The sequence below is a fragment of the Streptomyces bacillaris genome, assembly GCF_003268675.1.
GTDB lineage: Bacteria > Actinomycetota > Actinomycetes > Streptomycetales > Streptomycetaceae > Streptomyces > Streptomyces bacillaris.
In genome coordinates, this window is record NZ_CP029378.1 from 7233205 (window position 1) to 7245684 (window position 12480).

At 73.2% G+C, this 12480-nt stretch carries 13 protein-coding genes and 1 pseudogene; 6 read left to right on the forward strand and 8 right to left on the reverse strand.

Annotation, left to right across the window (positions count from 1 at the left end):
- Positions 1-12: 12 nt before the first annotated feature.
- Positions 13-1203: a zinc-dependent alcohol dehydrogenase gene (locus tag DJ476_RS31560; RefSeq protein WP_103419452.1), complete on the forward strand. Its 1191-nt coding sequence runs from the start codon at positions 13-15 to the stop codon at positions 1201-1203.
- Positions 1204-1232: 29 nt separating this feature from the next.
- Positions 1233-2282: an NAD-dependent epimerase/dehydratase family protein gene (locus DJ476_RS31565; RefSeq protein ID WP_112492108.1), complete on the forward strand. Its 1050-nt coding sequence runs from the start codon at positions 1233-1235 to the stop codon at positions 2280-2282.
- 63 nt (positions 2283-2345) lie between these two features.
- Here DJ476_RS31565 and DJ476_RS31570 read toward each other — a convergent pair whose 3' ends face one another.
- The 4 genes from DJ476_RS31570 to DJ476_RS31585 form a co-directional block, all read right to left on the reverse strand.
- Positions 2346-3614, reverse strand: coding sequence for a cytochrome P450 (locus DJ476_RS31570; RefSeq protein WP_112492109.1), 1269 nt, complete (start codon positions 3612-3614; stop codon positions 2346-2348).
- Positions 3615-3703: 89 nt separating this feature from the next.
- Complete coding sequence (locus tag DJ476_RS31575) at positions 3704-4513, reverse strand: SDR family oxidoreductase (protein ID WP_112492110.1); 810 nt, start codon at positions 4511-4513, stop codon at positions 3704-3706.
- Positions 4514-4793: 280 nt separating this feature from the next.
- Complete coding sequence (locus tag DJ476_RS31580) at positions 4794-5909, reverse strand: FUSC family protein (RefSeq protein ID WP_318294826.1); 1116 nt, start codon at positions 5907-5909, stop codon at positions 4794-4796.
- A gap of 10 nt (positions 5910-5919) precedes the next feature.
- Positions 5920-6750: an RNA polymerase sigma factor SigF gene (locus DJ476_RS31585; protein ID WP_112492111.1), complete on the reverse strand. Its 831-nt coding sequence runs from the start codon at positions 6748-6750 to the stop codon at positions 5920-5922.
- Between the two features lie 188 nt (positions 6751-6938).
- On the opposite strand from DJ476_RS31585, the pseudogene DJ476_RS36170 reads away from it, so the two are divergent.
- Positions 6939-7361 (forward strand): annotated as a pseudogene (locus tag DJ476_RS36170) (baeRF2 domain-containing protein); the annotation flags it as partial.
- Between the two features lie 96 nt (positions 7362-7457).
- Here the strand turns inward: DJ476_RS36170 and DJ476_RS31590 are convergent.
- The 3 genes from DJ476_RS31590 to DJ476_RS31600 all read right to left on the reverse strand — a co-directional run bounded on the left by DJ476_RS31590 (position 7458) and on the right by DJ476_RS31600 (position 9028).
- Positions 7458-8117 (reverse strand): HAD family hydrolase, encoded by a 660-nt coding sequence (locus DJ476_RS31590; protein WP_103419457.1) that lies wholly within the window; start codon positions 8115-8117, stop codon positions 7458-7460.
- A 70-nt stretch (positions 8118-8187) separates the two neighbouring features.
- A complete protein-coding gene (locus DJ476_RS31595) occupies positions 8188-8658 on the reverse strand; it encodes a DUF5709 domain-containing protein (RefSeq protein ID WP_112492112.1) in 471 nt (156 codons plus the stop codon).
- Positions 8659-8701: 43 nt separating this feature from the next.
- On the reverse strand, positions 8702-9028 hold the full coding sequence (locus tag DJ476_RS31600) for a plasmid stabilization protein (protein ID WP_070202691.1): 327 nt from the start codon (positions 9026-9028) through the stop codon (positions 8702-8704).
- Positions 9029-9522: 494 nt separating this feature from the next.
- Between DJ476_RS31600 and DJ476_RS31605 the strand changes: the two genes are divergently transcribed.
- On the forward strand, positions 9523-9738 hold the full coding sequence (locus DJ476_RS31605; protein ID WP_103419459.1) for a DUF5133 domain-containing protein: 216 nt from the start codon (positions 9523-9525) through the stop codon (positions 9736-9738).
- A gap of 35 nt (positions 9739-9773) precedes the next feature.
- Here the strand turns inward: DJ476_RS31605 and DJ476_RS31610 are convergent, their stop codons facing one another.
- Positions 9774-10505, reverse strand: a complete 732-nt coding sequence (locus tag DJ476_RS31610; protein ID WP_112492113.1) for a GAF and ANTAR domain-containing protein — start codon at positions 10503-10505, stop codon at positions 9774-9776.
- A gap of 208 nt (positions 10506-10713) precedes the next feature.
- On the opposite strand from DJ476_RS31610, the gene DJ476_RS31615 reads away from it, so the two are divergent.
- Positions 10714-11232: an STAS domain-containing protein gene (locus DJ476_RS31615; protein WP_103419460.1), complete on the forward strand. Its 519-nt coding sequence runs from the start codon at positions 10714-10716 to the stop codon at positions 11230-11232.
- 503 nt (positions 11233-11735) lie between these two features.
- A complete protein-coding gene (locus DJ476_RS31620; protein WP_070202787.1) occupies positions 11736-12464 on the forward strand; it encodes a GAF and ANTAR domain-containing protein in 729 nt (242 codons plus the stop codon).
- The last annotated feature ends 16 nt before the right edge of the window (positions 12465-12480 follow it).

Here is a 12480-nt window from a genome sequence, read left to right on the forward strand (position 1 = left end):
AGGAGTGGCACCGTGCGCGCACTGACCTATCAGGGAAAGCGGGACGTCCGGGTGGAGACCGTTCCGGATCCGCGGATCCAGGACCCCACGGACATCATCGTCAAGATCACCTCCACCGGGATCTGCGGCTCGGACCTCCACCTCTACGAGGTGCTCGGCCCCTACCTCGATCCCGGCGACATCCTCGGCCACGAACCCATGGGTGTGGTGGAGGAGGTGGGGCCCGAGGTGACCGCCGTCGCCCCGGGGGACCGGGTGGTCATCCCGTTCAACGTGTCCTGCGGCCACTGCCACACGTGCGGCCAGGGGCTGCACTCGCAGTGCGAGACCACCCAGGTCCATGAGTACGGCACCGGCGCCTCGCTCTTCGGCTACACCAAGCTGTACGGGCAGGTGCCCGGCGGGCAGGCCGAGTACCTGCGGGTGCCCTTCGGGAACGCCCTGCCCATCAAGGTGCCGCACGGCCCCTCGGACGACCGGTTCGTCTATCTGTCGGACGTCCTGCCGACCGCCTGGCAGGCCGTGGAGTACGCGGACATCCCGCCCGGCGGCAGCGTCACCGTCCTCGGTCTCGGCCCGATCGGCGCGATGGCGGCCCGGATCGCGCTGCACCGGGGCGCCGGACTCGTCATCGGCGTGGACCTTGTGCCCGAGCGCCTGGACCGGGTCAGCCGGTACGGGGCCACCTGCCTGGACCTGCGCCGGTACGACCAGGGCAAGGAACTCGGCGACGCGGTCCGGGGCCTCACCGACGGGCGGGGTACGGACGCGGTGATCGACGCCGTCGGCATGGAGGCCCACGGGGCACCCGTCGCCAAGGCGGCGCACGCGGCGGTGGGCCTGCTCCCCGACAAGGTCGGCCGGCGCCTGATGGAGACGGCCGGCATCGACCGCCTCACCGCCCTCCACACCGCCATCGACCTGGTGCGCCGGGGCGGCACGATCTCCATCTCCGGTGTCTACGGCGGCTCCGCCGACCCGATGCCGCTGCTGACCCTCTTCGACAAGCAGATCCAGCTCCGCATGGGCCAGGCCAACGTGAAGCGCTGGGTCGACGACCTGCTGCCGCTGCTGGTCGACGGAGACCCGCTGGGCGTGGACTCCTTCGCCACCCACCATCTCCCGCTGGAGGACGGGCCGAAGGCGTACGAGACGTTCCAGAAGAAGGCCGACGGCATGATCAAGACCCTGCTGGTCCCCTGACCACCACCGCCCGACGGAAGGATTCTCCGATGGAGACCAGCACCGAACGGCCCGGTGGCAGGCGTGTCGTGGTCACCGGAGCCACCGGCAACGTCGGCACCGGCGTGGTCCGCGCGCTGGCGGCGGACCCGGAGATCGGCTCCGTACTCGGTCTGGCGCGCAGGCGCCCCGACCTGGACATCGCGAAGGTCGCCTGGGACACCGTCGACCTCTCGCGCGAGGACAGCGAGGAGCGGCTCACCGGCCTGCTGGACGGCGCCGACGCCGTCGTCCATCTCGCGTGGCGCTTCCAGCCCACCCACGACCCCGTCACCACCTGGCGCAGCAACGTCCTCGGCTCCCAGCGGGTCTTCCGCGCGGTCGAGCGGAGCGGGGTCCCGGCTCTGGTGCACGCCTCCTCCGTCGGCGCCTACTCGCCGGGGCCCAAGCACGAACCCGGCGTCGACGAGCAGTGGCCGACCGACGGCTGGCCGGACGCCGCCTACTGCCGGGAGAAGGCCTACCTGGAGCGCGTCCTCGACGCCTACGAGCTGCGGAACCCGCAGATCCGGGTGGTACGGATGCGGCCCGGCTTCCTCTTCAAGGAGACGGCCGCGCCCGAGCAGCGCCGGATCTTCGCGGGCCGCCATGTCCCGGGCACCCTCATCCGCCCCGACCTGCTGCCCTTCGTGCCCGACCTGGAGGGGCTGCGCTTCCAGGTCCTGCACACCGACGACGCCGCCGAGGCGTACCGGCTGGCCGTGCTCCGCGACGTACGCGGCCCCTTCAACCTGGCGGCGGACCCGGTGCTCGACGCCCACCGGCTGGCGGAGCTGCTCGACGCCCGTACCGTACGGCTCCCGAGGGCACTGGTCCGTACGGCGCTCGCGACCGCCTGGCGCGCCCACGCCGTACCGGCTTCGCCGCACCTCTTCGACGCGGTGCTGCGGCTGCCCGTCCTGGACTCCACCCGGGCGCACGAAGAACTCGGGTGGCGGCCCACCCGCACGGCCGAGGACGCGCTCAGGGCCTTTCTGCGCGGCGTGCGGGAAGGCCGGGGCGAGGACACCGCCCCGTTGGCCGGCCGGAAGACCGGCTGAGCGGCGGGGCGGCGTCCGGCCGGCGGACAGGAGCTGAAGTGGGGCGGCGTTCCCGCCCGGGCCTCAGCCCCTGCGCGCCGCCCCGGCCCCGGCTCCGGCCGGGGCCGGGGCCACGTTCCCGATCACGAATCCGCTCCGGGGCGCCGTCGGGATCCGGCTCAGCGGGATACGCAGATCCTGCTCCACGACGTCGTACGAGGTCCGCGCCAGGAACCCCGCCACCTCGGCCAGGACCGCGACCGTGACGTCCTCACCGGGGCACCGGTGGCCGTCCACGGGACCGCCTCCCTGGGGGACCAGCGCGTCGACGGGCGGGGCACTGCCCAGGAAGCGGGTCGGGTCGAAGCGGTACGGTTCGGGCCACAGGTCCGGGTCGTGATCCAGCCCGTACAGATCGAGCAGCACCATCGTGCCCGGCTCGATCGTCCGCCCGGCCCACTCCAGCCGCTCGGCCGCCAGCCCGCCCACGAAGGGCGCGAACGGATAGAACCGGCGCACCTCCTGCGCGAACGCCCAGGCGTATTCGGGGCCGTCCCCGCCCGCCAGCACTTCGCGGTGCTCGGGGTGGCGGTGCAGGGCGTGGGCGGCGAAGACGGCGAACCAGGTGATCGCCACCGTCGGCCGCAGCACGTTCAGCACCTCCACCGCGGCGGTGCGCGGATCGAGCAGGGCCCCGTCCGCGTGCCGGTGCGCCGCGATCGTACGGAAAACGGTGGGGCCGGATCCGTCGCCCTCCGGAGCGATTCCCTCACGCGCCGTCCCCACCAGCGGGGCCAGCCGTTCCTCCTGGTGGCGGCGGGCCCGCCGGGCCCGGAGGTGGCGGGGGCCCACGGAGGCGAAACCGTCCACCATGGCGATCATGTCCCGGGCCGTGGTGGCCACCGCGTCGTCGGCCAGCGGCACCCCGGCCCAGGCGTGCACCGCACGGGTGAGGACCTCGGCCGTCTCGTCGAAGAGGACCACCCGCCCCCGCGCGGCCCACCCCGCCCGTGCCCCCTCCAGCTCCCGGGCGACCCGTTCGGAGAGGTCGCGTACCCGGGCGGGCTCCTTGAGCAGCCCCGTGAAGAGGGCCTTGCGCACCCCGTGGCGCTCGCCGTCCAGGGTGTGGACCGCGCCCCGGCCGAAGAGGGTGTCGATCACGGGCTGGGGCAGGGCGTCCGTGCGCCGGATGTGGTGCTCGTCGTAGAAGAACCGCACGGCCGCCGGACCGTGCAGGGCGATCGCCCGTTTGCCGAGCAGCCGGGTCTCCACGGGCGCTCCGCCGCTGCGGCGCCTGCGGTCGGGCAGCCAGCCGTAGCCGCGCAGCAGGAGCGGGAGGGTGTCGTCGACCATGGGGTCCTCCGGGGAGTCGTGGGATTCCGCGCGGGTGAGGGCTCCGCGCGGATGGAAAGGGGATCGTCGGGGGTGCGGTGGCCGGGGACTCAGGGGCGGCGCCAGTCGTCGGAGCGCAGATGGGAGCCCGCCTGAGGCCCCATGCGCAGCATCCCGCCGTCCACCGCCCAGGAGGCGCCGGTGACGTACGAGGAGTCGGGGCCGGCCAGGAAGGCGACGACCGAGGCGACCTCACGGGCGTCGCCGGGACGCCCGAGCGGGATGCCCGGCCGGTCCACGGCCGCGACGTCGGTGTCCTCCTGCCCGGTCATCGGGGTGGCGATCTCGCCGGGGGCCACGGAGTTCACGGTGATGCCGTACTCGGCCAGCTCCAGGGCCATCACCTGCGTCAGCAGGCCCAGCCCGCCCTTGGCCGCGCAGTAGGGGGCCGCGCCGACCCGGGGCTGGTGCTCGTGGACCGAGGTGATGTTCACGATGCGGCCGCCGTCCCCCTGGGCGATCATGCGCCGGGCCGCACGCTGCGAGCAGAGGAGCGGGCCGACGAGGTCCACGTCGACCACCTGCCGGACCGTCGTGTGGTCCAGGTCGAGAAAGCGGGTGGCGGTGCCCGTTCCCGCACAGTTGACCAGGATGTCCACCCGGCCCAGCTCGCCCGCGAGCGTGTCCACCACATCGGCCGCCTCCGGCAGCTCGGTGAGGTCGAGCCGGGCCACGGCTGCCCGCCGGCCGGCCGCGCGCACTTCCCCGGCCGTGTTCTCGCCGCCCGTACGGTCGCGGTGGTACGTGATGCCCACGTCCATGCCCTGCTGCGCGAGCTTCACGGCGACGGCCCGGCCGATGCCCGAATCCGCGCCGGTCACCAGCGCCACCGGTGCGTCGGGCCAGGTGTGTGCGGTCATCTCTTCTCCTGCTGTGCGGGTGTGCTCGATGTGCCTGATGTGCTCGATGTGCGGGGGTGGGGCGGTCTCCGCCGCGCGGCGGGTACCACCGTCACCCGGTGCCAAACATGGGACGACTGCGCAGTCCTTGCCGGCCGGGGGAGCACCCGGGCCACGCTGCCGGGGCTCCGCCGCTCCCCGTACTCGCCCGGGCCGTACGTCAGCCACCCCCACCCGCGGCGATCGCGAGGTCCGGCTCCGGGCGCGAAGACCGGGCCCCATGCGGCGTCGGCACGCCGGGTCATCCGGCAGCGGTCCGCCGGCCGCCTTCCTCCTTCTCGGGCGTGAGGTCGTCGAGCAGCGCCCGGCAGGCCGCCAGCAGGCTGCCCAGGGAGGCGTCCGTGTCGGAGTCCGACCCGTGCAGGTACTCCTTCACCCCCATGAAGGCCCGGTGCGCGTCGGCCAGTTGGGCGTCGCGGCGGCCCCGGCGCTCCTCGTCCGGACCGTGCTCCATGACCTCCTGCTCGACGGCGCAGACCTCCGCCGCGGCGGAGAGCAGCTCGCTCAGCCCGGCCAGGGCCCCGGTCGGCGGACGGGGGAGGCCCCGCCGTTCGGAGGAGGCCTCCCACAACGTCAGGGTCAGGGTCAGCAGCCGGTCCCCCACCCGGGCCCAGAGCACGTCCCAGGTGTCGGACGGGGCCGGAGTGCGGCGGCGGAGGCGATGGCCGGGGTTGAGCCGGAAGCTCTCGGAGGCCCACCCCCGTGCGGTCCGCAGCTCCGCGAGGGCCCCGAGCATGTCACCGGCCGACCGGTACCACCGCTCCGCGCGCTCCTCGTCGTACCCCTCGCGGATGCCGTCGCTCAGCTCGCCCAGCAGCCGCGCGCAGTCGCGCGGCAGGGCGTACGCCAGCTTGTTGACGTGCTGGGAGTGCACGGGCGGCAGGACGAGCGCGTTCACCGCGATGCCCACGGCGGCCCCGACCGCCGTCTCCAGGAGCCGGTGCCCCACGGCGGGCAGTGAGTAGGAGCCGTACGCCAGCACGAACAGGGCGGTGGTGGGCGCGTACAGCCCCTGGCCGCCGGCCCGGGCCCAGTTGCCCAGCAGCACGGCCGGGGGGAGGGCGATGAGCAGGGCGGTCATGGTGTTGCCCGTCAGGAGGGCTGCACCGGCGGCCATCAGCGTCCCGGCCGCGATCATCAGGAAGAGCTGGACCGCGGAGCGCAGGGAGCGGTAGACGGTCCCCTGCACCAGGGCGACGGCCGCCCAGGGGGCCATCAGCGCCATCGGGGCCTCCAGCCACCACCCCGTCACCGCCCAGGCGACGGCGGCCGCGCCGGCGGCTTTGAGGGACTGCACCACCTGGTAGCGGTCGGGGGGCCGCACGCTCCGGGCGAGCCGCGTGAGACGTTCCTTCACGCCGGTGCCCTCACGCGGCCCCCGGGACGGCCCTGGTCTTCCTGAGGGTCCCGGTCTCCTTGAGGGCCCCGGCGCGGACCCGTGCGCAGGACTGGCTGATCAGCCGGGAGACGTGCATCTGCGAGATGCCGAGGTGCTCCGCGATGCCGAGCTGGGTCATGTTGCGGAAGTAGCGCAGGTAGAGAATGGTCCGCTCGCGCTCGGGAAGCCTCCGCAGTCCGGGCTTGGCGGCCTCGCGGTCGACGGCGACGTCCAGGGCGAGGTCCCAGGAGCCCAGCCGGTCGGCCAGGGTGGCCCCGCCGTCCACGCCCGCCGGTTCGGCGTCCAGGGACAGGGCGCTGTAGCTCTCCAGCGCCTCCAGGCCGAGCAGGACGTCCTCCTCCGGGAGGTTCGCCTCCGCCGCGATCTCGGCGCAGGTGGGAGCCCGTCCGCCCAGCCGCTGGGCGAGGTCGCGGCGCGCCGTCCGGACCTGGTTGCGGAGGTCCTGGACCCGGCGCGGCACATGCACGTCCCAGGTGTGGTCGCGGAAGTGCCGCTTCAGTTCGCCCGTCACGGTCGGTACGGCGTAGGTCTCGAAGGCCTTGCCCCGCGCGGGGTCGTACCGGTCCACCGCCTTGACCAGCCCCATCGCGGCCACCTGTCGCAGGTCGTCCATCGGCTCGCCCCGGTTGCGGAAGCGGGAGGCCAGGCGGTAGGCCATCGGCAGCCAGGCGCAGACGATCTCCTCGCGCAGGGCGTCCCGCTCCGGCCCCCGGGGAAGCGTGACGAGCTTCCGGAATGCCTCGTCGGACGACGGGGCACCCGTGTCCGTGGAGGGCTGGGGGGCAGATGCAGCCTGCATGGTGCTCACTCCTCTGCGGTGACATCCGTGTGATGACGCTCGATCACCGTGGGAGCACACAGGAGTCGGACAGATGCCGCCCGGGACTCCCACGGGCGCCTCATGTCCGAAGCACTTTCAGCCTCATACCCGTGCGGATAGGGGCCAAACGCATGAAACAAGAGTAAATCGGCTGCGTTGCGTCGGCCATGGGAGCGCCTCGCGGCGTCGGGGGCCGGCCGGAACGGGTACCCGCCTCCGTCGAGCGACCCGACAGAACGGGAGGAACCCATGGATCTCGCACCCCTGGCGCCCCGTACGAACGCCACGGCCCCTGGGCGTCGGCGTACCTCGACACCTCGTCCGCCGACGAAGCCACCCTGGGCCGCCGGGCGAACCGGACACGCTCGTCGTCCGGATCGACCGGATCGGCGCCGACTTCGACCTCCGTACGCCCACCGGCGACCGGCCCGAGGGCACGGTCGAGGGCCGACCGGCCCGTGCACCGCACGACCGCCTCCGGCTGGCCCGAGCGCCACTTCCGACTGAGCTTGGAGAACACCTGGGAGGAGAGCGCCCGTTCGGTTGCCTCGGCCGTCGAGGCGGCCGTCGGCAGGACGGGAGCCGCGCTCGGCGTTCTGGTGGGCGACGAGCGGGAGCGCCGTACCGTGCACGAGGCGCTGCCAGGCCCTTCCGGTCCGCTGGGCGGTACGTCCACTCCACTACGTCTACGCGAACGGGCTCTCGTCCAGCCGGGCGAGCAGATCGGCCACGTCCCGGAAGACCGCGTCCGCCCCCGCCCGCTCCAGGTCCGCGCGGGGGATGCCGCCCGACAGCAGTGCCACCGTCCGCACCCCGGCCCGGGTCGCCGCCTCCATGTCCCACACCGTGTCCCCCACGAAGACCGCCTGCTCCGCCTCGGCGCCGGCCAGCTCCAGGGCCAGCTGTACGGGCTCCGGGGACGGCTTGCCCTCGTCCACGTCGTCCGAACTCGCCGTGTCGGCAATGGCCTCGTCCGCGTCCACCGCCCGCCGCAGGGCCGCCAGCTCCGGACCGCTCGCCGAGGTGGCCAGCACGACCCGCCAGCCGCGCCCGGCCAGGGTGCGCAGCAGATCGCACGCCCCTGCGAAGGCGGGGAGGCGGTCGAAGTACGTCCCGTAGAGCGCCTTGTGCGCGGAGCTGATGGCGGAGTCCTGGTCGCGGTCCCGGTCCGGGCCGAGCAGCCGCTCGATCAGATCGCCCGAGCCCAGCCCGACCGCCCGGTGGATGTCCGGCATCGGCACGGTGTGCCCCGCCTGCCGGAACGCCTCCCACCACGCCACGACATGCAGGTGGTTGGTGTCGGCGAGAGTGCCGTCCACGTCGAAGACTGCCGCGCGCGCTGCCATGTACCTGATCCCTCGTCTCTTACGCTGCTGTGTGTGCCCCTCCGTGAGGGGCCCGGGGGTGAGGGGAGGCTCAGGCGCCCCCGGCCCGGTCGTCCTCGTCGGCCACGTGCACCGCCGCTTCCTCCGCCGACGCGGCACCGCCGTCGATGCCGACGTCCTCCGCGAAGACATCGGTGTGCCGCCCGGTCGCGTCGTCCGCCTCCGTGAGCCGCCCGGCACAGGCATCGCCCTCGATGCGCTCCCGCGGTTCGCCCTCGCCCCGCGGAAGGTCACCGATGCCGTCACCCGGCGGCGGTTCGACGTCCGCGACCTCCTGGGCGAGCCGCTGGTCGAGCGATTCGCCCTCCCGCTCCTCCGCGCCCGTGGTGCCGAACTTGGTCACACCCAGCGGACGTTCCGGCGGGGAGTACCCCTCGTCCAGTTGGTCGTCCAGGTCCCGTTCGTCGAGCGTGTTCTCCAGATCGAGGTCGTCGTTCGGCGGGTCCTGGCCGTCGTCGTCCTGCGGCTGGTACACATCGTCGCCGCGCGCCTGGTCACTCATGCGATCTCCTCCGCGTAGGGGGTGTCTGCCGGGCCGGTGAGGATCAGCGTCCGAGGGCCTTCTTCAGCTCCGCCTTGTTCATCGAGGAGCGCCCGTCGATGTTCTTCTTCCTGGCCTCTTCGTAGAGCTGGTCCTTCGTCGGACCCTGCGCGCCCCTGTGGGAGCGTTCGCCCCCGCGTTCGTACGCGGACTTCTTGTCCCGCGTCGACGTCCGGCTCGCCGTCTTCGATTCACCGGAGCGCGCCCGCTCCTTGTTCACCGTCCGGGCGGCGATCTCCTTGGCGCGCTTCTCGGAGGCGCCCCGCTCTTCCTGGCTCTCCTTGATGTGCTCGTACTGACGTTCACGCTTCGCATTCGATCCAGCAGGCATGAATTCTCCTCTTCGGGGCCGCCCGCGTTCCGGGGGGCCGCCACCCGCGTTTCCCGTACGAGCCCCAATAAACAGCGCCGGAGGGCGGGCAGCACGCCCGCCCCGTGGTTACACGGCCACTGGAGTGACACACCTCCGCCGGCTCTCCCGGCCGAGGGCAGGGCGGCGCCGAGGGCTGCTTTCCGAACCTTCCGGCGCCTGAGCTCCGCGTACGTCGGACACCTGCTTGCTGAGTACCCCAGGGTCGGACGCTAAACGTGTGGTGGCAAAGCTCCCACGCTTGCATGAATCGCACACGGCTGGGCACAGTTATAGGGCTGGGTCAGGAAGCGGCCGGCTCGAATCCGTCCGCGTTCCCCAAGTGGGCCGTGTTGTCACCGGGCTGCTCCCGGCTATTTCTTCTCCTCAGCCGTACCTGTGCCGTATGCGCAATGCGCCGCCCGACGCGTGTATCCGTAGGTCCGCGGTTCGTCATGAGAGAAAGGCAGAGCACCATGCTGATGGCCCATCCCGCGGTACTCGAAGAACTGCTGCGCCGTTACGAAGAACTCCGGACCCGGCACGGCGAGGGGGCGGCCCGGCAGTTGGAGGACGTCAGCTATACGCTCTGCGTCTCCACCGGGACCCGGGACATCGCTGCCGCGCTCACCGTCGCCCGGGACCAGCTGCGCCGCTCCGCCCCGAGACGGGACGACGTGGTCTCCGCCTGAGCCGAGCGCTCGTCCGGGCCGGTCGCCGGGACGGCTCAGGGGCGGGGGCGCAGCGGGGGGCCACCCGGCGGCACGCTCCCCGAGACGGAGCCGACGAGCTGCGCGCAGAGGTCGCGCAGCTTGACGTTGCGGTGCTGCGAGGCGCTGCGCAGCGTCCGGAGCGCCTCCTCCGGGGTGCAGCGCCGCTGGTTCATGACGATGCCGGCCGCCTGGTCGATCACCGCACGCGACCGCAGGGCGGCCTGGAGGTCGGTGGTGAACGTCTGCGCGTCGGAGAGCCGCTGGGCCAGGGCGATCGCCCCCGTGGCCTGGGCCGCCAGGGCGCGCAGACCGCCGAGATCGGCCTCGGCGAAGCCGTTCACCTTGGGCGAGTACAGATTCAGCGCGCCCGCCGTGTGGGAGCGGGCGGCCACCGGCAGCGAGAGCGACGACCGGGTCCCGGCGGCGACGGCGAAGGCCGGATAGCCGTTCCAGCGGCTCTCCACCGCCATGTCACCGACGCTGACTTCGTGCCCCTCCCGCAGAGCCTCCAGGCACGGGCCGTCGTCCTGCCCGTACTGCGCCTCGTCCAGCGCAGGCGCGCTCACCCCGGAGCTGACCACGGTCAGCGGCCGGTTCTCCCGCTCCAGGGTGATGCCGCAGCCGTCGGCGGCCGGAGCCTTGAGAAGGGCGCTTTCGGCGAGCACCTGGAGGAAGTCGTCCAGCGTGTCGCTGTCGAGGAGAAGGGAGATCAGATCGGGTGTGCCGGGGGTGAGGCCGTCGGTCATCGTCGCTCCCTTCCGGGCCGGAGCCCTCGCAGTCAGCATGGCACGTTACGGGAGGCGGCGTCGCAGCCCCCTTCCGTGCCGGTCCGTCCGGCCCGGTCCGCCGACCGGAGAACCGCGGCGGAAGTGGTGTGGAAGGCGCGGGGGAGGGAACACGCGCAGCGAGGTCAGGAAGCGGCCTTCTCTTCAGCCTGCTTCCAGGGAGTACGTGATGGTCCTGCTCAGCTACCACCTCGACGACGCCCACCTCGTCGTCGAACTGTCCGACGCCGTCGACCTCGACAACGAGGCGGCGATCGAGCGGGAGCTGCTGAGGCTGATGCCGGGCTGCGGCCCCAGCACCCTCATCGTCGACGTCGTCACCCCCCTGCTCACCGCCCGCGCCCTGGGCGTCCTGCTGCGGGTGCGTGCCGACGCCGAGCAGCGCGGTGTGTCGATGGCGGTGGTGGCCAGATTCGAGACGGCACGTGAAGTCCTGAGCGCCGCCGCGCTCAACCGGATCCTGCGCGTCGCACACAGCCTCGCGGGCGCCGAACTCCGCAGCCGGGGATGCCTGCCGGGCGCCGGGACACCCGAGGAGGATGACCGGACGAGCGGTCTGCGACGGCGGTTGTGGCGTGGCACCCGGACGGCGGACGGACCCGCCGCCCCCGGGGCCCGGGCCGTCGGACCGTACGCCGCCACGTCCCTGCCCCGCCTCCCCGGGCGACGCTTCCCCCGGGAGCGATGACGGCACGGGCGGACCGGCAACGCGGAGGCCAGGGGTGTTTTCCGGCCGTCTCGCTGCGGTGCCTTCCGCCCACTGGGCGGACCGGTCCGGGCGAGAGGGCATAATGGCGGGCTGGAGGTCAGGAAGCGGCCCTTGAGATTCCTTCCTGCCTCCGTGGAGTTCCCGTGAACCGCTCTCCCCTCCGCCGCCCTGTCACCGCGGCCCCCGCCGTCGTCGCCTCCCGTGCCGCGCGTACGACCGCCCCGACGGCCCCCGCCCGAAGTCGCCCGCCCGCGACCGGGCGCCGCAGAACCCCCAGCAGTCCCCTGAGCACGGCCGGCGGCGCGCCCGCTCCCGTAGGGCCTCCGCTCATTCACCTCTGATCTCCCCGCCGCACGCACCGGAGCCCGTCCCAGGCACCCGTGCGTCGGTGGAACTTGCCCTGTCCCAGCGGCCCGGACTGCGCCGCGCCAGCTCTGCCCCGCCCTTTCGGGAGGCGGGTCACCGCCCAGAACGAGATGAACATGACTGACAGGCCCGTGGCCGAGGCGCCGGACACGACCGCTCTGCTCCTGGAGACGGAGTCCCTGGACGACTTCCTCCAGGCGCTCGCCCGCAGCGCCCTGGCCCTGGTGGCGGAGGCCGACGGGTGCGGCATCACGGTCCAGCGGCAGGGCCGTCCCGTCACCGTGTCCAGCGCGGGCGCCATCGCCACGAAGCTGGACGAGGCACAGTACGGCCAGGACGACGGCCCCTGTCTCCAGGCGATGCGCACCGGCCTGGAGGTCAGCGTGCCCGATACGCTCCGGGAGAGCCGCTGGGCCGACTACCCCGCCTACGCGGCCGTCTGCGGCGCCCGGTCCTCGCTGTCGCTGCCCATCGCCCCGCACAGCCACACCGCCGGCGCACTCAACCTGTACGCCCCGGTCCCCGGCGCCTTCGAGAACGCCGATCTGACGGCCCTTCGGCTGCTCACCGCCCAGGCCACCGGAGCCATCGCCCTGGCCCAGCGCATCGCCGACACCGAGGAGTTCGCCGCCGACTTGGAGGCCGCCCTGCGGTCCCGTACGGTCATCGACCAGGCGATCGGCGTGGTCATCGGCCAGCAGCGCTGCACCCCGGAGAAGGCCTTCGAGGTGCTGCGCACGGCCTCCCAGCACCGGAACATCAAACTCCGCGATCTCTGCGCCGAGTTGATCGCCAGCATCACCGGGGAGACGCCCCCCGAGGCGCGGTTCCAGCCCCGGAGCTGACACCGCGTCGGGCGCG

Excerpts from the sequence above, each read along its gene's own strand:
- DJ476_RS31565 (WP_112492108.1), top strand. The coding sequence starts at position 1,233 with ATGGAGACCAGCACCGAACGGCCCGGTGGCAGGCGTGTCGTGGTCACC.
- DJ476_RS31570 (WP_112492109.1), bottom strand. The coding sequence starts at position 3,614 with ATGGTCGACGACACCCTCCCGCTCCTGCTGCGCGGCTACGGCTGGCTG.
- DJ476_RS31575 (WP_112492110.1), bottom strand. The coding sequence starts at position 4,513 with ATGACCGCACACACCTGGCCCGACGCACCGGTGGCGCTGGTGACCGGC.
- DJ476_RS31585 (WP_112492111.1), bottom strand. The coding sequence starts at position 6,750 with ATGCAGGCTGCATCTGCCCCCCAGCCCTCCACGGACACGGGTGCCCCG.
- DJ476_RS31590 (WP_103419457.1), bottom strand. The coding sequence starts at position 8,117 with ATGGCAGCGCGCGCGGCAGTCTTCGACGTGGACGGCACTCTCGCCGAC.
- DJ476_RS31595 (WP_112492112.1), bottom strand. The coding sequence starts at position 8,658 with ATGAGTGACCAGGCGCGCGGCGACGATGTGTACCAGCCGCAGGACGAC.
- DJ476_RS31600 (WP_070202691.1), bottom strand. The coding sequence starts at position 9,028 with ATGCCTGCTGGATCGAATGCGAAGCGTGAACGTCAGTACGAGCACATC.
- DJ476_RS31605 (WP_103419459.1), top strand. The coding sequence starts at position 9,523 with ATGCTGATGGCCCATCCCGCGGTACTCGAAGAACTGCTGCGCCGTTAC.
- DJ476_RS31610 (WP_112492113.1), bottom strand. The coding sequence starts at position 10,505 with ATGACCGACGGCCTCACCCCCGGCACACCCGATCTGATCTCCCTTCTC.
- DJ476_RS31615 (WP_103419460.1), top strand. The coding sequence starts at position 10,714 with ATGGTCCTGCTCAGCTACCACCTCGACGACGCCCACCTCGTCGTCGAA.
- DJ476_RS31620 (WP_070202787.1), top strand. The coding sequence starts at position 11,736 with ATGACTGACAGGCCCGTGGCCGAGGCGCCGGACACGACCGCTCTGCTC.